Annotated in this window: 16 protein-coding genes; 9 read left to right on the top strand and 7 right to left on the bottom strand. The window is 55.8% G+C overall.

Annotated elements, in window-relative coordinates; all coding sequences use genetic code 11:
* Positions 1–9: 9 nt before the first annotated feature.
* From ACR0BI_RS10940 to ACR0BI_RS10925, 4 genes are read right to left on the bottom strand one after another with little or no spacing between them, the layout of a single operon-like run.
* Positions 10–336, bottom strand: a complete 327-nt coding sequence (locus tag ACR0BI_RS10940) for a cytochrome o ubiquinol oxidase subunit IV (protein WP_255612219.1) — start codon at positions 334–336, stop codon at positions 10–12.
* A complete protein-coding gene (locus ACR0BI_RS10935; protein ID WP_170394501.1) occupies positions 329–961 on the bottom strand; it encodes a cytochrome c oxidase subunit 3 in 633 nt (210 codons plus the stop codon). The genes ACR0BI_RS10940 and ACR0BI_RS10935 overlap by 8 nt, the downstream gene beginning before the upstream one ends.
* Complete coding sequence (locus tag ACR0BI_RS10930; protein ID WP_170732727.1) at positions 958–3048, bottom strand: cbb3-type cytochrome c oxidase subunit I; 2091 nt, start codon at positions 3046–3048, stop codon at positions 958–960. Before ACR0BI_RS10930 ends, ACR0BI_RS10935 begins: the two co-directional genes overlap by 4 nt.
* On the bottom strand, positions 3045–4007 hold the full coding sequence (locus ACR0BI_RS10925) for a cytochrome ubiquinol oxidase subunit II (protein WP_480562022.1): 963 nt from the start codon (positions 4005–4007) through the stop codon (positions 3045–3047). Before ACR0BI_RS10925 ends, ACR0BI_RS10930 begins: the two co-directional genes overlap by 4 nt.
* A 132-nt stretch (positions 4008–4139) precedes the next feature.
* Here ACR0BI_RS10925 and ACR0BI_RS10920 point away from each other — a divergent pair, with 132 nt between their 5' ends.
* The 8 genes from ACR0BI_RS10920 to ACR0BI_RS10885 all read left to right on the top strand — a co-directional run bounded on the left by ACR0BI_RS10920 (position 4140) and on the right by ACR0BI_RS10885 (position 15035).
* Positions 4140–5375, top strand: coding sequence for a lytic murein transglycosylase (locus ACR0BI_RS10920; RefSeq protein WP_170596171.1), 1236 nt, complete (start codon positions 4140–4142; stop codon positions 5373–5375).
* A gap of 391 nt (positions 5376–5766) precedes the next feature.
* Positions 5767–7395: a peptide ABC transporter substrate-binding protein gene (locus ACR0BI_RS10915; protein WP_480562024.1), complete on the top strand. Its 1629-nt coding sequence runs from the start codon at positions 5767–5769 to the stop codon at positions 7393–7395.
* A gap of 66 nt (positions 7396–7461) precedes the next feature.
* Positions 7462–8385 (top strand): oligopeptide ABC transporter permease OppB, encoded by a 924-nt coding sequence (gene oppB, locus ACR0BI_RS10910; protein WP_170422826.1) that lies wholly within the window; start codon positions 7462–7464, stop codon positions 8383–8385.
* A 10-nt stretch (positions 8386–8395) separates the two neighbouring features.
* Positions 8396–9325, top strand: a complete 930-nt coding sequence (locus ACR0BI_RS10905; protein WP_170611646.1) for an ABC transporter permease subunit — start codon at positions 8396–8398, stop codon at positions 9323–9325.
* 1 nt (position 9326) lies between these two features.
* Positions 9327–11132 carry an ABC transporter ATP-binding protein gene (locus ACR0BI_RS10900; RefSeq protein WP_170596175.1) on the top strand — a complete coding sequence of 602 codons (1806 nt, stop codon included), beginning with the start codon at positions 9327–9329 and terminating at the stop codon, positions 11130–11132.
* A gap of 245 nt (positions 11133–11377) precedes the next feature.
* Positions 11378–12271: a UTP--glucose-1-phosphate uridylyltransferase GalU gene (gene galU, locus ACR0BI_RS10895; RefSeq protein WP_170394477.1), complete on the top strand. Its 894-nt coding sequence runs from the start codon at positions 11378–11380 to the stop codon at positions 12269–12271.
* A gap of 77 nt (positions 12272–12348) precedes the next feature.
* Positions 12349–13779, top strand: coding sequence for a mannose-1-phosphate guanylyltransferase/mannose-6-phosphate isomerase (locus tag ACR0BI_RS10890; protein ID WP_170625829.1), 1431 nt, complete (start codon positions 12349–12351; stop codon positions 13777–13779).
* 179 nt (positions 13780–13958) lie between these two features.
* On the top strand, positions 13959–15035 hold the full coding sequence (locus ACR0BI_RS10885) for a DUF2793 domain-containing protein (RefSeq protein WP_170394471.1): 1077 nt from the start codon (positions 13959–13961) through the stop codon (positions 15033–15035).
* Positions 15036–15206: 171 nt separating this feature from the next.
* Here the strand turns inward: ACR0BI_RS10885 and ACR0BI_RS10880 are convergent, their stop codons facing one another.
* The 3 genes from ACR0BI_RS10880 to ACR0BI_RS10870 are packed head-to-tail and all read right to left on the bottom strand — an operon-like array spanning position 15207 to position 17604.
* Entirely contained in the window at positions 15207–16286 is a 1080-nt protein-coding gene (locus ACR0BI_RS10880) for a helix-turn-helix domain-containing protein (RefSeq protein WP_480562026.1), read from the bottom strand.
* Positions 16287–16345: 59 nt separating this feature from the next.
* The gene (locus ACR0BI_RS10875; protein ID WP_480562028.1) at positions 16346–17083 is read right to left on the bottom strand and encodes an anti-sigma factor; all 738 of its coding nucleotides are present in this window, start codon (positions 17081–17083) and stop codon (positions 16346–16348) included.
* On the bottom strand, positions 17080–17604 hold the full coding sequence (locus ACR0BI_RS10870; protein ID WP_255612221.1) for an RNA polymerase sigma factor: 525 nt from the start codon (positions 17602–17604) through the stop codon (positions 17080–17082). Before ACR0BI_RS10870 ends, ACR0BI_RS10875 begins: the two co-directional genes overlap by 4 nt.
* Before the next feature lie 98 nt (positions 17605–17702).
* Between ACR0BI_RS10870 and ACR0BI_RS10865 the strand changes: the two genes are divergently transcribed.
* Positions 17703–18284 carry a YceI family protein gene (locus ACR0BI_RS10865; protein WP_170509625.1) on the top strand — a complete coding sequence of 194 codons (582 nt, stop codon included), beginning with the start codon at positions 17703–17705 and terminating at the stop codon, positions 18282–18284.
* The last annotated feature ends 1 nt before the right edge of the window (position 18285 follow it).

Below are 18285 nucleotides of genomic sequence, written 5' to 3'. Positions count from 1 at the left end.
CGAGCGACCTCACATCACCTGCATATGCATGCGCATGGCCAGATTGCCCAGAATCCAAACTGTCCCGCCGATGATAATCAGCAGAACAAGTGTCGAGAACAGAACCAGGTCCAGATCCTCTCGGCTGCTGCGGCGGCGGTCGATGTGTAGAAAATAGATCAGTTGAACAACCAGTTGTGCCAACCCCAGAAGGCCTATGGTCATATAGACGCCTGGTGTTTCAATACCGAAATGATAGGCGATCACAAATACCACCAGCGTGAGCAGCAGTGACCCACCATAGCCAATCACGTAACGCCGCCGTTCGCGGTGATGCATCTCGGATCGTTTATCCATAGGCCAGCCCTCCGAAATACACGATGGTTATTATGCCGATCCAGATAAGATCGAGGAAATGCCAGAATAGCGCCAACCGCACCATACGCGACATCAGCAGATCGGTCAGCCCGAACATACGCAGCTGAATACCCAGCACGATTAGCCACAGACACCCGGCTGCAACATGCAAGCCGTGGAGCGGTACGAGACCATAGAAGGCCGACAAAAACCCGCTACGCTGTGGGATACCGCCTTGGGCTGCCATGTTCATGAAATCACGGATTTCCAAAACCAGAAAACTGAGCCCCAGCAACAGAGTCACTCCGAACCACAGCACGATCCGTGCCCGAGGCAGGTTGTATTTCAGCGCCAACATCGCCAGCCCGACGGTCAAACTGCTGGTCAGCAGAATGAGAGTCTGGGCAAAGATGCTTTTCAGGTCGAACAGCTCATGCGGGCCTGGACCGCCGGCCTGCGCGTCTATCATGGTGATATAGATCGCGAACATCAGGCCGAAATAGACCAGATCGCTCATCAGGAAGACCCAGAAGCCGAAAGTGACGACCTCGGTCGCCTTGTGGGCGCTGGCGTGGTCCTCGCCGAGGTTTATCCCCGGATAGCTGTGCTTGGGTGCGCGCCTCATGTCACGGCCTCCATATCCGGGCGGGCGAGGCCGCGATTTTCCGGTGTACTTTCATGATCGCGATCCACAGCGGCGGTGCTGTGGACCAGCGCCAACCACGCCTCGTGTTCTTTGCGGACCTCTTCGGCGGGGATGATGACCTCGGTGCTGGTGTCGAAACTCCAGATGATAATGGCGAGGATCATCGCGATGGTCATCAGTGCTGCCAGCCACCAGATCCACCAGACCAGAGAGAACATCCAGATGCCACTGAGCACGCAGAGGATAAACCCGATGCCGGTGTTGCGCGGCATCTCGATATCTTCGTAGGCCGCGGGTGCAGGATAGGCTTGTCCGCGCTCCTTAGCTGCAGCAAAGTCATCGCGGTCACTAACCTGCGGAATAATAGCGAAGTTGTAGGGCGGCGGCGGAGACGGGATCGACCATTCCAGCGTGCGCCCGTCCCAAGGATCACCGACCGGTGCGCGGGTCTGTTCTCGGTCGCGTATACTGACCCACAATTGGACCAGGATCGAAAGCAACCCGCAAGTAATCACCAGCGATCCTATAGCGGCGGTGATCATGTAGGGGTGAAAGCTGGGATCCTCCCAACTGAACGACCGGCGGGGCATGCCCATCAGACCAACGAAGTAGAGCGGCATGAAGGTCAGCAGAAACCCAACCGTCCAGCAGAAAACCGAAACGCGGCCCCAGAACTCGTTTAGACGGAACCCAAAGGCCTTGGGGAACCAGTAGTTATAGCCGGCGAGCAACCCGAACAGCACACCGGGTAGCAACGCGTTGTGGAAATGAGCAACCAGAAACAGCGTATTATGGACCTGATAGTCGACGGTTGGATTGGCAAGAACCACTCCGCTGAGGCCGCCGATGACGAACAACATCAAGAACGCAAGGCCATAAAGCATCGGGACCGAGAATCGAATCCGCCCACGGTACAGAGTCGCCATCCAGTCATAGACCTTTACCCCGGTCGGAATGGCGATCAGCATCGTGGCAATCCCGAACACCGCGTTGATCAGAGCGCTTTGCCCCATGGTGAAGAAATGATGCAACCAAACCGTGAAGGACATGACCGCAATCGACATTGTTGCGATGACCAGTGAGTTGTAGCCATAAAGCCGCTTGGCCGAAAAGGTGGCAAAGACTTCGGAATAGATGCCGTAGGCGGGCAGGACCAGCAGGTAGACCTCGGGGTGACCGAACAGCCAGAACAGGTTGGCATAGTTCATCATGTTGCCACCAAGGTCATTGGTGAAGAAGTGGAAATCGAGATATCGGTCAGCGGCCAGCAACAATGCAGCTACACCAAGGGGGGGCATGGCAAAGATGATCAGAATCGAGCTGCAGATTATCGTCCAGCAATACATGGGCAACCGCATGAACTTCATCCCCGGCGCACGCAGCTTGTAGATCGTGACGGCAAAGTTGATGCCAGTCAGTGTTGTGCCCACGCCAGAGACCACGATGGCCCAAATCCAGTAATCCGGCCCAACGCCGGGATTAAAAGCTGCTCCGGTATAGGGTGGATAGGCGGTCCAGCCACCGGTCGAGAACTCTCCGACCACCAGCGAGACCATCAGCATCAGCCCGGCCGAGACGGTCAGACCAAGCCCGATCTGGTTCATCACCGGAAAGGCCACGTCGCGCGCGCCTATCATGAGTGGAATTATGTAATTAGCGACGCCAAAGACAAAAGGTACCGCGACGAAGAACACCATTATGGTGCCATGAGTGCTAAACAGTTCCGCGAAATGCTCGGGTTCCAGAAATCCGTCCCCCGGTCCCGCCGCCTGTTGGGCCCGCATCACTACGCCTTCCAGGACGCCCCGCGCTAGCATGACGATGGCGAAGACAATGTACATGATGCCGATCTTCTTGTGATCAGCGCTGGTCAGCCAATCGCGCCAGAGCGGGCCCCACAACCGGAACCACGTCAGGATGCCAATCACTACGACTACGCCCACGATCACAATGGCAGCAGCAGCGTTTGCAATGATCTCATTTGCGCCAGGGTTCTGGATCAGTCCAGCAATGGGAAATGCATCCCAGCTCAGGCGACCGAAGAAGCCGGTCTCGGCATTTGTCATTGGCTTGCCTCCTGCCCGTATTCAGCCGTTCCGGGTTGCTGATCCAACTGCAGAGGCTCTCCGCTGTGGTAACGACGCAGGATCGAATGGAACAGGTCGCCCTCTTCCAGCGTGAAATAAAGCGCATTCAGCGGCATGAGTTCTGTGCCCAATGCCGCCTGCACCTCATCCCGATCCGTACGCATCGCCAACGTCCGATAGGTGCTTTCGGTCAACGGTATGCCATGCGCTTTAACACTGGCGACCCATGCCTGAAAATCCTCGGGCTGCATCGCTTGCGCCAGGAATTTCTGCTTTGTGAATCCTCGGCCATTATACTGGGTGTTCTCGCCTTGCATCGTCTCAGGCGAGTCTGCCACCAGGTGTAGCCGAGTCGTCATCCCCGGCATGGCATAGATTTGCCCTGCCAGCGCCGGGATCATAAACGACTGCATCACCGTGTCTGTGGTCAGCGTCATCGCAACTTGCTGTTTGATCGGTATGCCCAGTTCTCCCACCGTTGCGATGCCATGATCTGGATAGATGAACAGCCATTTCCAATCGAGGCCAACCACCTGCACATTTAGGGCAGGCTCTTTTCCAAAAGGGGCCGAATAAGGGTCAAGACGATGTGTCGCTTTCCAGAGATAGAAAGACAGGATCATCACGATCACGACCGGGACGCCCCACATCACAAATTCAAGCTTCGCCGAAAAATCCCAATGCGGCGTGTATGCAGCATTTCCACCCTTACGTCGGCGATAACGCAGGGCAATCAGCGGCACCAGAGCCAGAACCGGTATCACGGCGATCAGGATAAGAGCCGTCGCGCGCAAAAGGTGTGTCTTTTGCACCGCTGCAATCGGGCCTTGGGGGTCCATGAAGCTATCACTCGCCCCGGCAGCCTCAGCCGTCAACAACAGAGCAACAAAGATCACCAAGGCTGGCACAGCGACTGAATGTATCCGAGACAAGGTCACACCTGATGATCCTCTTGCGGCGGGGTTTCCCGGCAACTATCGGCAGAGTCACGGATTTTCTCAAGAACTTTTCCAAAATCACCCTGCGGCGCCGCTGTTGACATGAGGTCAAGCGCGCGCGAGACCAATCATATGCGTTTGGTTCTTGCTATAGTCTCCCTGGTTTGTCTTGCCGCCCCCTCGGTAGCGCAAGATCGCGCTGAGGTTGAACGTCAGTTCCAGAACTGGCTGCAACAAGCCATATGGCCTCAGGCAAAAGCAAAGGGCGTTTCGAAACGCACATTCCAAAGTGCCTTTGACGGGGTGACGCTGAACTGGGACCTTCCTGACCTGGTTCCGCCGGGAAGCCCCAAAAAGACACCCAAGCAACAACGGCAGGCCGAGTTCGGCTCACCTGGTCGTTATTTTAATGCCGGATCAGTCCAGGGTGCCACCTCCGTCGGTCGCAAGATGGCTAGGCGCCATGCGGGTACACTGGCGCGTGTCGAGGCAGAAACCGGTGTACCCGCCCGTATCATACTGGCCATCTGGGGCCGCGAAAGCGGATACGGACAAGTCCCGATCCGCCATAATGCGTTTCAGGTGCTGGGCACCAAAGGGTTCATGAGCACACGGGCAGAGTATTTCACGGCTGAACTGATTGCTGCGCTACAGATCGCTGAATCCGGTCACGGCCAAGGCCACGCACTGAAAAGCAGTTGGGCGGGTGCCTTGGGGCAGCCTCAGTTTATGCCCACAAATTTTCTGACTTACGCGCGCGATGGCGATGGCGATGGCCGAACTGATATCTGGGGCTCAGCCTCGGACACGATTGCATCGATCGGCGCGTATCTTGACGAGCACGGATGGGTGACAGGCCGCGACTGGGGGTTCGAAGTTATCCTACCCACGACCGTTTCTTGCGCGTTGGAGGGCCCTGATCAGGGGCGGTTGATCCGCGATTGGGTCGCCATGGGCGTAAATCGCGTTTCCGGCAAACCTTTTCCTGCACATGAACTTGCTGCCGAGGGCTATCTTATGATGCCTGCCGGTCGTAGCGGTCCGGCCTTTATCGTAACGCCCAATTTCTATGTCCTCAAAGATTATAACACCAGCGACCTTTATGCGCTGTTTGTGGGACATGTCGGTGATCGCATCCAATACGGAGTTGGCGATTTTCGGGGTCGTTGGGGCGATGTCGGCAATCTCTATCGTTCAGATGTCGCCAGCATGCAGCAGGTGCTTGTTCAACAGGGTCATGACGTCGGTGGCGTCGATGGCCTGCCCGGATACAAAACCCGACGCTCGATCGGGCGCTGGCAAGAGGCTTCTGGAAGCACACCAACCTGCTTCCCCGATGCCTCATTGAAGGCCGTTCTGAAGCCGTAGCAGCGTACTGATTCGCCATTTACGAGCATCACTGCGAACACATTCACCCACGGTGATATGTTGAGCTTCACGAAAATGTCACTGCCACGAAGCGTTTCAAAATAAAATTTTAACACCTCCGCCGGCTGCGGTTCTAATCAGACTTTGTGGTCTTCACCCACCGCAAAACCCTTTACCTTTGCTTCAAAACTGACAGGTTCATGGGCAGTGAAAGATAGCTTTCGCATTCGGATCTCCGACATTGCCTGATGCATGAATGCCGAAATTATCGATCTTGGCACGATCTAGATCAAGGTAAAGTCCAGACAATTGCCGGAGACAAAATGGCAGACAAGCGCCCACCGCGAATGCGGTTTGGACGTTCGAAACCATACAAAATGGGAGTAAACACATGAACAAAATAATCAGAACCTCTTTGGCAGGACTGTTGTCCTCGACCATCATTGCCGGTGCTGCAATTGCTGCCGGTACACATCCCGAAACCGGAGAAGCCCTGGCCGACGATCAGACCTTCACCTATCGGATTCTCGATGAACACAGCTCGGTCGACCCGCAAGTCGTAGAAGATGTGTCGGGTGCAGAAATTGTTCGCGATCTGTTTGAAGGCCTGATGAATCAGGATGAGGACGGTAACCTGGTTCCTGGTGTCGCCACCGAATTCTCGGTCAACGATACCAAGGACGTTTACACCTTTACCCTGCGCGATGAAGCGAAGTGGTCGAATGGTGATCCGGTGACCGCAGGTGACTTTGTGTATGCCTGGAAGCGCGCCGTCGATCCCGAACTGTCGTCGCCCTATGCGTGGTTCATGGAACTGATGTCGATCGAAAACGCTGCCGAGATCATCGCGGGCGAAAAACCGGTAGATGAGTTGGGTGTCAAAGCCATCGACGACAAAACGCTGGAAGTCCGCCTGAGCGCCCCCCTGCCCTATTTCCCGCAGATGACCACACATTCGACAACCTTCCCGGCACCGCAGAAAGTGATCGAAGAATTTGGTGACGCCTGGACCAAACCGGAAAACATCGTCTCGAACGGCGCTTATGTTCTGACCGAGCACCTGCCGCAGGAACGCTCGGTACGTGAACGCAACACCGCCTATTGGGACAACGATAACACCATCATCGACAAGGTCGTGGCGCTGGTCATCAATGATGAAAACGTCGCCCTGACCCGCTATTTGGCTGGCGAACTGGACCGCACCGAAATTCCAGCCGGCCAGTACCCACGACTGAAGGTAGAGCACCCTGTAGAAGCCATCAGCTTCCCACGCCTGTGCAACTATTATTACACCTTCAACCTATCTGATGGTGGCCCCGAGGCTTTCAAGGACCCGAACGTCCGCCAAGCCCTGTCACTGGCCGTTGATCGTGCGATTATCACCGAAAAAGTGATGGCAGGCGGTCAGCCCGAAGCCTACACTTTCGCCCCCGAAGCAACCGCAGGCTTCACCGTACCGGCCGTTGAAATGGCATCCATGTCCCAAGCCGAACGCGACGAGTTGGCGAAGGAGCTTCTAGCAGAAGCAGGTTATGGGCCTGACAACCCTCTGAGCTTCCAGATGGTTTATAACACCGCGGAAAACCACAAGAAGGTCGCCGTTGCGCTGAGCCAGATGTGGAAGCAGAAGCTTGGCGTGAACGCCGAACTGGCAAATATGGAGTGGAAAGTCTTCCTCGAGGAGCGCGGCAACCAAAACTTTGAGCTGGCACGTGGTGCTTGGTGCGGAGACTATAACGAAGCGTCGACCTTCCTTGACCTGCTGCAGTCGGACTCGGGCTATAATGACGGCAAATATGCCAACGCGCGCGTTGATGAGCTGCTGGCCGAGGCCAAAACCTCGGACGATCCGGCTCCGCTTTACACCGAAGTTGAACGCATCATCGCCCAAGAAACGCCTGTGATCCCGATCTATCACTACGCAGGCGTCTATATGATGGACAGCGATGTAGGCAACTGGCCGGTGAACAACGTCGAGCAGAACTGGTACTCGAAAAACCTCTACAAGCTCGCTGAATAATCGTCTTTGAACCACGCCCTGCCCCGGAGACATCCGGGGCAGGGCCAATAAACACGGGGGCATGAAATGCTTGCCTACAGTTTAAAGCGGCTGCTGGTCGCTATTCCGACGATCCTGTTACTGATCGTCGCCTGCTTTTTCCTCATGCACATCGCGCCTGGCGGGCCATTCACCTCGGAACGGCCATTGCCGCCGCAGGTTCTGGCCAATATCGAGGCGCGTTATGGATTGGACCAACCGCTGTGGAAACAGCTTTGGGACTATCTGTATAACATCGTGGTGCATTTCGATTTCGGACCGTCCTTCAAATTCAAGGATCGGGATGTGAACGACATCATCGCGCAGGGTTTCCCGATTTCGCTGACCTATGGTTCGTTGTCTTTCCTGGTGGCAACTTCCGTTGGCGTCGCGCTGGGAATTGCCGCTGCAATCAAACACAATAGCTGGATTGACTACTTTGCGGTGGGTCTGGGTATCGCCGCTCAGGCGCTTCCTAACTTCATCATGGGGCCGATCCTGATCCTGACCTTTACCCTGTGGCTGGGGTGGCTGCCGGGTGGAGGCTGGCATGGCGGTCAATGGCAGTATCTGGTGATGCCGGTGATTGCGTTGGCGACCTCCTACATGGGCTCAATCGCAAGGATTACGCGGTCATCGATGCTGGAGGTTCTGAACTCGAACTTCATTCGAACTGCACGGGCCAAGGGATTGCCGACAAGAACCGTGATCTGGCGCCATGCGCTTAAGCCGACATTGCTTCCCGTTGTCTCGTACCTCGGGCCGGTTTTTGTCTACGTTCTGACCGGTTCGGTTTTTGTCGACATCTATTTCTCAACCGGTGGTCTGGGGCAGGCCTATGTCGGCTCGGCTTTGTCTCGCGACTATGCTGTGCTGCTAGGGGTCACCATTCTTTACGGCGCGTTGACCGTGGTTGTGAACCTTCTGACCGACCTGGCTTATGCCTGGTTCGATCCAAAAATCCGATACTGAGGGGCAGGCAATGCTTGGAAAATCACAAAAAGCCGCCCATCTGGCCGAGGAAATCACTGATTACACGGTCATTCAGGGGCGCTCGCTTTGGCAGGACGCACGGATACGTTTTGTCCGCAACAAGGCCGCAATGGCCAGCGTTATCATTTTAGGTCTGATCGTGTTTTTCACAATTGTTGGGCCTTACTTCGCGGTCTGGAACAATGAAGAGATCGATTGGAACGTCATGGGGGACGTGCGCGGCATGGGCATGCCGTCCATCGAAACCGGACACTTTTTCGGCGTCGATGATCTGGGGCGCGACCTATACAGCCGTGTCATTCAGGCCACCACCACATCGCTGCTGGTCGGTTTGATCGGGGCCGCGACCGCTCTGATCGTCGGCACCTGCTATGGCATCACCGCTGGATATATTGGCGGGCGCACCGACAGTGCCATGATGCGGTTCGTGGACATCCTGCTTGCAATTCCGGCAACACTGATCATCATTTTGCTGCTTGTCGTCGCGGGACGATCCTTTTTCATGCTGTTCATCGCCTTGGGCGCTGTTGGTTGGCTGACGATGGCACGGATTGTTCGGGGGCAAACCCTGACCCTGAAGAACCGCGAATTTATCGAAGCCGCGCGCGCCGCCGGTGTCAGCGAATTTACCATCATGTACCGTCACATTCTGCCCAACCTGTTGGGCGTTGTGATCGTGTACGCTTCGTTACTGGTGCCTGAGATGATCCTGACCGAAAGCTTCATCTCGTTCCTCGGCCTCGGAATCTCAGAACCCTACACATCGTTGGGCCGCCTGATCGCCGAAGGTGCTGGCACCATGGCGTATGGTACGCTCTGGCAGCTGATGTTCCCACTTACTTTTTATGTCGCCATCATCATCACCATGTTTTTCATCGGTGACGGGCTGCGCGACGCTCTGGACCCGAAGGATCGCTGATATGAGTCTGTTTTCCGTGAAGGACCTGAGCGTCCGATTTGATACACCCGACGGCGTGGTTGAAGCTGTAAAGGGCATCAGTTTCGACATTAATCCCGGCGAATGTCTGGGCATCGTCGGCGAAAGTGGCTCGGGCAAAAGCCAGACGTTCATGGCAGCGATGGGGCTGTTGCCCTCCGCTGGCCATGCGTCTGGTTCTGCTTTGCTGAATGGTCAGGAGATCCTGAATCTACCTGTGAACAAAATCAACAAGATTCGTGGCTCAGACGTCGGCATGATTTTTCAGGATCCGCTGACCGCCCTGACCCCACATCTGCGGGTCGGCCAGCAGATGCGCGAAGTGCTACAGGTTCACGAAGGTTTGCAAGGCTCGGCTGCCCGCCAACGTTGCCTTGACTGGCTGAATCGCGTTCGCATCCCCGAAGCGAAACGGCGGCTGGATCAATATCCACATGAATTGTCTGGTGGCATGCGTCAGCGTGTGATGATCGCCATGTCGATGCTGTGTAATCCCAAACTTTTGATCGCGGATGAGCCGACTACTGCGTTGGATGTGACCGTTCAGGCCGACATTTTGGACCTGATGGTACGGTTGCAAAAGGATGAAGGTACGGCCATAGCTCTGATCACCCATGACATGGGCGTTGTTGCGCGCATGTGCGACAATATTCAAGTCATGCGTATGGGTGAGTTTGTCGAGGCCGGTGACACGCGCGAAGTCTTTCGTTCTCCTCAGCATGATTATACCCGAACGCTACTTGAGGCTATGCCGCGAATTGATGCGGGCGATGCTCCGAAAGCTCTTACGCAGACGGAAGAACCGTTACTGAAAGTGGACGACGTCAAGGTGCATTTCCCGATCCATGTCTCGGGTGGTCTTTTTGGGCACAAGGTACCCCTAAAAGCCGTTGATGGCGTGAGTTTCGACATCCGAAAGGGCGAGACCCTGGGTGTTGTTGGAGAATCCGGCTGTGGCAAATCCACGCTGGCCCGGGCTGTGCTGCAATTGATCGAACCCAGCGCGGGTAATGTCAGCTGGCTGGGGCATCCGATCGTCGGGCTGAAACGGGCCGAGTTGAACAAGTACCGCAAGGACCTGCAGATCGTGTTTCAGGACCCGCTGGCGAGCCTTGATCCACGGATGACGATCTCGGCCTCGATCGCGGAACCGCTGAAAACCTATCGCCCGGATCTGACCGAGCGGGAACGCAAAGAGTTGGTCGCCGAGATGATGGAGCGTGTTGGCTTGAAGGCCAACATGATTAACCGATATCCGCACGAACTATCCGGGGGGCAAAACCAGCGTGTTGGAATCGCGCGTGCCATGATCAACAAACCAAAACTGATTATCTGTGACGAGGCAGTCTCTGCGCTGGATGTGTCCATTCAAGCCCAGATCGTAGGATTGTTGCGTGAACTGCAACAAGAGTTTGGCCTATCGATGATCTTCATCAGCCACGATTTGTCTGTGGTACGTGCGGTGTCGAACCGGATCATGGTTCTATATCTGGGCCGCATCGTTGAATTGGGCGATGGTGAAGTGATCTGCTCCGAACCGAAACATCCTTACACTCAGTCCCTGATCTCGGCGGTTCCGATCCCTGATCCGGATGTCGAGCGCAGCCGCCAAAGGCTTAAACTACCGGGAGAATTGCCTTCTCCCATGGATCCGAAAGCAGCTTTGCGCTTTTTGCCCAGCAGATTGTCTATGGGTGAGACCGACTATGTACCTCAACTCAGTGAGATTGCCCCGGATCACTTCGTCGCCGAACACGATCCGCTTGAGGCGATTATGGCCAATGCATAAGCTTACGCGCCCGATCCAATCTATCGGGCGCGTTTTAAACTTTATTGAACAAGTGATTAGTGGATTGGTTCATTGATCCAGCTTTCGGTCGTGTTTCGTTTTGACTCTGCCCTTAAGTTAATGGCAGATTCCAGCGAACCCGTAACTGACCAGCCGGGTGCGATTGATTGGTAGGATTTTAGATTATATGTGGGGCTCCGGCATCACCAAGAGTCGTCGGCAATATAAAGAATTAGTGAGGTAGTATGGTACGCAAAGTCACCAAGGCGATATTTCCCGTAGCGGGAATGGGCACTCGGTTTCTTCCGGCGACAAAGTCGGTGCCAAAGGAAATCATGACATTGGTTGATCGTCCACTGGTCCAATATGCCATCGACGAAGCGCGTGCGGCCGGGATCACTGAATTCATCTTCGTGACATCGCGCGGAAAATCAGCGCTTGAGGACTATTTCGATCACAATCTCGTGCTGGAGCAGGACCTCAAATCCAAGGGCAAAGACGAACTGCTTGAAGTATTGAACGCAACCAATATGGAAAGCGGAGCAATTGCCTATATCCGTCAACACAAGGCTTTGGGATTGGGGCATGCGGTCTGGTGCGCCCGTCGACTGATCGGGGATGAACCCTTTGCCGTGATGCTGCCCGACGATGTGATTGCCGCCGACAAACCCTGCCTACAGCAGATGGTCGAAGCCTATGAGGAAACCGGCGGCAACATGGTCGCCGCGATGGAAGTTCCCAACGAAAAAACCAGCTCCTACGGTATTCTGGATACCGGCCAGAATGTTGGAACGGTTGTCCGTGCCAAAGGAATGGTGGAAAAACCGAGACCAGAGGACGCGCCATCCAATCTTGCGGTGATCGGTCGTTACATCTTAGGTCCTTCGGTTCTGTACAATCTGAACCAGAAAAAGAAGGGAAGTGGCGGCGAAATCCAACTGACCGACGCAATTGCTGAGGATATTGGCAATGGTGTCCCTGTCTTTGGCTACAAGTTTGACGGACAGCGGTTCGATTGTGGTTCAAAGGCTGGCTTTCTGCAGGCAACGGTCTCGTTCGCATTGGCTCGCGATGATCTGCGCGACGACCTGAACCAATATCTGCATGAAGTCGTGGCCTCTGATCGGGCCGCGCAGTAGGCCTAGTTGTGTCAGCTATTCCGATTTCAATTCAATAGTTTAAGCTAAAAGGTTCAGAAGGGGCAGGCACCGTGAGCATGGTCTATCCTGTAATTTTATGTGGCGGATCCGGCACTCGGCTTTGGCCGTTGTCGCGTAAAAGCTACCCCAAACAGTTTGTTCCGCTGATTGGTGAAACCAGCCTGCTGCAGCAATGTGCCGAGCGGTTGAAAGGCCCGACCGACACGCCTTACGCCAAACCTCTGATCCTGACCAACGAGGCTTTCCGCTTTGTTGTCCCTGAACAATTAATGGCCATCGGAGTCGATCCGGGTCCGATCTTGATCGAACCCGAAGGACGCAATACTGCACCTGCAGTGCTGGCCGCTGCCCTGCACCTTTCATCCACTGACCCCGACGCGATGATGCTGGTGGCCGCGTCGGATCACGTCATTCCAGACAGTGCGGCCTTTCATGCGGCCGTCGCCGAAGGGGTCCGCACAATAGCCGAGAGTGGAGATCTGGTGACGTTTGGGATCACACCCGACCGACCCGAAACCGGATATGGCTACCTTAAGCTCGCCCAAGCACCGGACTCGTCAGGCGCTTCTGTGCAACTTGACCGGTTCGTTGAAAAACCCGATCTTGAAAACGCCAAGGCAATGGTGGCTGAAGGGAGTTATCTTTGGAACTCGGGCATCTTTTTGTTCGCGGTCCGAGATATCCTTGAGGCTTTCGACCAGCATGCACATGATCTAATTGCGCCCGTTCAGAAGGCGGTTGAGCATGCACAGTGTGATCTGGGCTTCCTGCGGTTAGATCCCGAGGCCTGGGCGACAGTTCAGGACATCTCTATCGACTATGCGGTTATGGAGAAGGCCGACAATCTCAGCGTTGTCCCTTATGCCGCCGGGTGGTCAGACGTGGGCAGCTGGTCTGCCGTACAAGAGCTGAGCAACCCCGATACGGACGGCGTTGCAACTGCCGGCGAAGTGACCGCCATAGATTGTCGCAACGTGCTGGTGCGTTCTGAATCGCCCGCGCAAGAAGTTGTTGCAATGGGGTTAGAGAACGTAATCACCGTGGCTATGCCTGACGCGGTTTTGGTCGCCAGCATGGACCGGGCGCAAGACGTCAAGCAGGCCGTCGCAGCATTGAAGGCAAAAGGCGCCAAGCAGGCGGAAGCATTGCCCGTTGATCATCGCCCTTGGGGATGGTTCGAAAGCCTCGTCATCGGCGATCGGTTTCAGGTCAAACGCATTCACGTCCATCCCGGCGCTTCGCTGAGCTTGCAATCGCATCACCATCGGTCCGAGCATTGGATTGTCGTGGAAGGCACCGCCGAGGTGACTATTGACGACAAGGTACAGCTCGTGTCTGAGAATGAATCCGTCTATGTGCCGCTCGGGGCCGTGCACCGGATGGTAAACCCAGGCAAAGTGCCAATGGTTCTTATCGAGGTGCAGACCGGGACCTATTTGGGTGAAGATGACATTATTCGCTACGAAGATGTCTACGCACGTGACTGAGATCTGATTTCAAGAACTGATCAAAGTTGGGGCATCTGCAAGGCAGATGTCTCCATATATCTGAGACCAAATCTTAAAAATTCGAAACCTGGGCGTTCGGCTGGGTCAGGCGGGATTTACGCACATCACGGCAGTGTGGCGCGCAATCATCATCGGACCGACACCACAGGAGGATGCCCATGCCACAGAACTCTCCCCGTCTAAATCTGCCCTATCTGCAACCCGCGCAGGCCCAAAAACATGTGACCCATAACGAAGCGCTGCGTGCGCTAGATCTGGTGGTGCAGCTAAGCGTTGCGTCCGTTAACGCGACTATCCCACCAGCTGCTCCTGATCAGGGTGAAACCTATGCATTGGGCACGTCTCCGACCGCGGCATGGTCCGGACAGGATGGAAAACTGGCGGCTTGGTTGGACAACGGGTGGCATTTCTTGACGCCCGGCATGGGCTGGCGGGCTTGGGATCAAAATGCAGGGCTGTTGAAAGTCTGGGACGGGTCGGCGTGGATCGACCCGCCGGTCAATACACAGAACCTTTCCGGGATCGGCATCGCAACCGGATCAGACAGCACAAACCGTCTGGCCGTACGTAGCCCTGCCACCTTGTTGACGCATGAGGGCGCTGGCCACCAACTCAAGATCAACAAGGCTGGTGCCGGTGATACTGCCTCGCTGCTGTTTCAATCGAACTGGACCGGCCATGCCGAAATGGGCCTATCCGGCGATACAAATTTTTCAATCAAGGTCTCGCAGGATGGCGGAAGCTGGGTCGATGCTTTGCGGTTTGACGCCACAACCGGAACAGCCAGCGGAGCGGCTGTGCAAAGCAGCGCCGATGACACCACCTCGGGTCGCCTGATGCGGGCAGATTTCGGGTACGGACCGGGCAATGTGCTGGGCACCGTATCCGAAAGCAGCGGTGTACCCAGCGGAGCGGTGATCGAGAGGGGCAGCAATGCAAATGGTGACTACACGCGCTTTGCTGACGGAACCCAGATTTGCACCGCCGTTCTAAGTGCGGTGGCCTGCACGACCGCAACTGGTAGTATGTTCGCCAGCGGTACCGCCAATTGGGATTTCCCTATTGCCTTTGCTGACAGCAGTTCTCCCGCTCTCAGCGGGAACGGCGGCGGTATTGGCCGATTTATGGGGTTTGACGCACCTTCAGAAACTCAAGCGACGTATCAGGTGATGGCTCCATCCTTGGACGCTACCAGTATAGCGCCAACAGTGATCGCAGTCGGACGTTGGTACTGAATAAAGACCGTTCGGGCCATCGCCCGGACGGTTATCGTTCTTGCAAATTGGTTTCTGACCGATCCAGACAACACGCAAAGATCTGTCTTATCCTGTACCAAGATCGATACCAGGAACCCAGCTAACAACCCAATCATTTCACTCTTTGTGAAAGCGACAGATCAATGCCAGTTACAAGGCCGCCGTCCATACGCGATATCGACCCTGCCCGGTTACTTCACGGATCAGCCCCCTATCGCTGAATTTGTCCAGATTTCGCTGTGCCGCTGCACGCGAGGCATGGGTCAGTTCTTCGGCCAGCGGGGCGGAAACCATCGGCCAAGCCGTTAATGCATCAATCAGCACGGGTGGGGTTCGACCGCTTAGGTCCGAAATGGCGTCGCGGGCGCGCCCTTCCCAAGCGCTGATCCGGTCCAAATGCAGCAAAGCCGCAAGTGAGGCCTGACCTGCCCCCTGAATCCAGGCCGAAAGTTTCTCGTCCAACGATCCTGCCCCCCGCAATGCACCTGGGCCCGACAGAGAAAGCGGCATGAACAATGCGCCACCTCGACCCATCGCGGAGGCATGACGGGCCGCGATGACCGCAGCCTCGGTATCCTGTCCTATGCCAGGAGACAACGCGCGCCACGCGTGAAATCCGATGGCGGCCTGGGTAACCGGGTGCAAACCGGCGACATTTCGCATGGTTTCCGCCAGATCAATCACTGCTTCGGGTGTATCTTCGAAACCTTGGGCCTGACGGTCTAGAAAAGCGGTCAGCCCCGCATCCCAGCCGCCCTCTGATGGCGCAGCACCCGACGACAGCCGCCTCACTGCCCATCCCGCCCGATACAAAGCCTGCACATCATCACCGGTTGCTCCGATCCGCAAACCGGTCCAAAGCGCAAGGCGGTCGACGCTGATCCGATCGCCCGTCCACCAGCCCAGATCCGAGACCTCCATCAGGGCCAGACGGTGACCCCACCCCTTGGGACCCGCGCGCAAACGTTCATCCAGAGCTCCAAATGTCACGGCCAGATCGGCAAGTTCAGCTGATAACTCGGATTGGGCCGCACGCCAGTCCCTTGGGTCAAACAGCAAACGTTGGTCCGGTCTCGGTACAGAGGGCAGAAATTCTCCCGGGTCTTCTTCGCCGTCGGGCGGAAGGAACCACAAATCGTCGTCTTCCGGCGGATCGGCGTCATAGATGCTGCGCGGCCCTTCTTCCAAGGCCTCATCATCCGGGTCCGGTATCTGAGGGTTCGGCTTCATGTCGGGTATTCTTCGGGCATTTACCGCGGTTCACAAGTGGTTTTGCGGATTCTTGTCGCTCAGCCTGAGAACGCCTCGGTCAAAACACTTAGTTCTCCACTCAGGTCTGTTTGCGCATCTCCACCCAACAGCATATAGCCGTAGCCATCATTCGCCCATGTCGCTGTCGCAAGACCACTGAGCACCGCAAGGTTCACATCCTTGACCGGTGCTCCCGCGCCTTGCCGGATCACACAAAACGCCACCGGATTGCCCTGGGCGTCAGCAAAGACCACCTGCACCAAAGGTTTACCTTTGAACGACAGCACCTGAGCTCGTTTCAGATCAAGGCCCGGCAGATTTTGCAACACGTCCCGGTTCAGTGAACGACCCAACTGAGCCTCGGCCTGAACAAACTGCGCGTCCAGGGTTTGCTGAGAATTGTCCAGATCGGCAATCGTGTCCGGTGAATAAAGCGATTGATAGATCGCAGCCTGCTCCGCCCAGCCCAATGCCGGTGGTCGCGTGGCCCAGAATGTTGCAGACGCAGCAATAACAGCAACTGAGGCTGCGACCGTCAGCAAACGGAGCGGTCCGGCATTGGATTGTTGAGCGCTCGGAATAGGCAGATCGATCGAAGGCGCCTCAGTTGGAATGCCTTCAAAAGCCTGCTGCACAACCTGGGCAAATGGGTCGAGCGCCATGAGACGGTGTTCGAGTGCAGAATCCTCGGCCACCGCGTCTTCGATGGCGCGGGCTTCGGCCTCATCGAGGCTGCCTTCCAGATAGGCCAGAAGTGTTTCGTCGGAAAACTTCATTTGCCACTCCGTTGCACGGTGTCAGCCGCATCGTGCTGCATAACGGTTTTCAGTTTCTGCCGGGCATTGGAAAGCCGGCTCATGATTGTGCCAATGGGTACGTCCAGCATATCCGCAGCTTCGCGGTAGCTGTAGCCTTCGACAAACACAAGCATCACCGTTTCACGTTGCGCCTCTGGCAGTTGCATCACTTGAGTAAACACCTGAGCGGCGAAAATATTCGTTTCTGAATCAGGCCCTGTCGCGACTAATTCCGCCTCGGGCGTGACTGAAAGCGCCTGCGCCTTTCTTACGGATCGCGCCCGTATCTCGTTCAGCCAGATTGAACGGCAGATCGTCATCAGCCAACTGTCCAGCCGTTCATACGAGGTGACCTGGTGGTGCTTCTCCAACGCACGCAATGCCGTCGCCTGCAACAGATCATCCGCAACGTCCGACGCACCCGACAAAGCCAGCCCAAACCGCCAGACCCGTTTCGAGTGGGTCTGGATTGCGCCGCGCACGGCTTGTTCGGTGCTCATCTCAACACTCATCGAATAAAACGCGACCTGTGTGTGTTTGCTTTGACATGGGACCGGGCCCGCTTGGTCAGAACTGTCATAGATCCTGGAGGAAAGAAATGAAACTTCTGTTCAAAACAATCACGATTGCGTCGGCTATTATTGCAGGCCCGGGTCTGGCTGCAGATTGGACACTAAACCCGGATGCGTCTCATCTGGCTTATGGGACGGTCAAGATCGATGATGTTGGAGAGGTCAATTCTTTCACCAACCTTTCGGGTCATGTCAGCGAAGATGGCAAGGTTAGTATCGATATCGATCTGTCGTCGGTCGAAACGAATATCGACATCCGTAACGAACGGATGATCGAGTATGTGTTTCGCAAAGCCGCGACCGCAACCTTGAGCGCGAATATTGATATGGACCAAGTGTCGAAGCTGGATGTGGGTGCCAGTAATACGATTGAGGTGGATGCGAAGCTGGCTCTGGCGGGGACCGAGGTGGAATTCTACACCGATATGTTTGTCCTGCGTGTGGCCGAAGATGCCGTCATGGTTTCAACCAACGACATGGTGTTCATCAGCACCGAGGATGCGGGCGTTTCGGCAGGCGTAGACAAGCTGATGGAGTTGGCACAACTACCCAGCATCACCCGCACCGTACCGGTGACCGCACGATTGATGTTCAGTCTCGAAGGCTGAA

The organism is Ruegeria sp. E5, from assembly GCF_056534105.1.
Note: the sequence above shows the minus strand (reverse complement) of the source record. Positions and strands in the feature narration are given on the sequence as shown.

What these genes read in the sequence shown, in the direction of transcription:
- ACR0BI_RS10940 (WP_255612219.1), bottom strand. Translation starts at nt 336, where the DNA reads ATGGATAAACGATCCGAGATGCATCACCGCGAACGGCGGCGTTACGTG.
- ACR0BI_RS10935 (WP_170394501.1), bottom strand. Translation starts at nt 961, where the DNA reads ATGAGGCGCGCACCCAAGCACAGCTATCCGGGGATAAACCTCGGCGAG.
- ACR0BI_RS10930 (WP_170732727.1), bottom strand. Translation starts at nt 3,048, where the DNA reads ATGACAAATGCCGAGACCGGCTTCTTCGGTCGCCTGAGCTGGGATGCA.
- ACR0BI_RS10920 (WP_170596171.1), top strand. Translation starts at nt 4,140, where the DNA reads ATGCGTTTGGTTCTTGCTATAGTCTCCCTGGTTTGTCTTGCCGCCCCC.
- ACR0BI_RS10915 (WP_480562024.1), top strand. Translation starts at nt 5,767, where the DNA reads ATGAACAAAATAATCAGAACCTCTTTGGCAGGACTGTTGTCCTCGACC.
- oppB (WP_170422826.1), top strand. Translation starts at nt 7,462, where the DNA reads ATGCTTGCCTACAGTTTAAAGCGGCTGCTGGTCGCTATTCCGACGATC.
- ACR0BI_RS10905 (WP_170611646.1), top strand. Translation starts at nt 8,396, where the DNA reads ATGCTTGGAAAATCACAAAAAGCCGCCCATCTGGCCGAGGAAATCACT.
- ACR0BI_RS10900 (WP_170596175.1), top strand. Translation starts at nt 9,327, where the DNA reads ATGAGTCTGTTTTCCGTGAAGGACCTGAGCGTCCGATTTGATACACCC.
- galU (WP_170394477.1), top strand. Translation starts at nt 11,378, where the DNA reads ATGGTACGCAAAGTCACCAAGGCGATATTTCCCGTAGCGGGAATGGGC.
- ACR0BI_RS10890 (WP_170625829.1), top strand. Translation starts at nt 12,349, where the DNA reads ATGGTCTATCCTGTAATTTTATGTGGCGGATCCGGCACTCGGCTTTGG.
- ACR0BI_RS10885 (WP_170394471.1), top strand. Translation starts at nt 13,959, where the DNA reads ATGCCACAGAACTCTCCCCGTCTAAATCTGCCCTATCTGCAACCCGCG.
- ACR0BI_RS10880 (WP_480562026.1), bottom strand. Translation starts at nt 16,286, where the DNA reads ATGAAGCCGAACCCTCAGATACCGGACCCGGATGATGAGGCCTTGGAA.
- ACR0BI_RS10875 (WP_480562028.1), bottom strand. Translation starts at nt 17,083, where the DNA reads ATGAAGTTTTCCGACGAAACACTTCTGGCCTATCTGGAAGGCAGCCTC.
- ACR0BI_RS10870 (WP_255612221.1), bottom strand. Translation starts at nt 17,604, where the DNA reads ATGAGCACCGAACAAGCCGTGCGCGGCGCAATCCAGACCCACTCGAAA.
- ACR0BI_RS10865 (WP_170509625.1), top strand. Translation starts at nt 17,703, where the DNA reads ATGAAACTTCTGTTCAAAACAATCACGATTGCGTCGGCTATTATTGCA.